We start from the raw sequence: 382 nt of genomic DNA, 5'->3' as shown, positions 1-382 counted from the left end.
ACCTCACGCCCTACTCCGCCAAGTACGCTGGCTACCCGATCACCAAGGGCAAGCTGACGATGGATCTGCACTACCTGCTCGACCAGGGCAAGTTGACCGCCGACAACCACATCTTCATCGACCAGCTCACCTTCGGCGACCGCGTAGAGAGTAAGGACGCCACCAATCTGCCGGTGCGACTGGCGGTGGCGCTGCTGAAGAATTCGCGGGGCGAGATCGACGTGCGCGTGCCGGTATCTGGCTCGCTCGATGACCCACAGTTCAGCATCGGCGGCGTCATCCTGCGTGCATTCGTCAACCTCATCGCACGCGCTGTGACGGCGCCGTTCTCGCTGCTGGCCAGCGCGTTTGGCGGCAGCGGCGGCGAAGAACTCGGCTACAT

The 382-nt window shown here is 63.4% G+C and carries 1 protein-coding gene; it reads left to right on the top strand.

Annotated elements, in window-relative coordinates; translation table 11 throughout:
• Window positions 1–382, top strand: a 382-nt coding sequence (locus tag C5L12_RS27965) for a DUF748 domain-containing protein (protein WP_157949161.1), incomplete at both ends; no start/stop codon positions are given.

This window comes from Neorhizobium huautlense (assembly GCF_002968575.1).
GTDB classification, from domain to species: Bacteria; Pseudomonadota; Alphaproteobacteria; order Rhizobiales; family Rhizobiaceae; genus Neorhizobium; species Neorhizobium huautlense.
The sequence above is the reverse complement of the archived record's forward strand: the minus strand, read 5'-3'. Positions and strand labels throughout refer to the sequence as shown.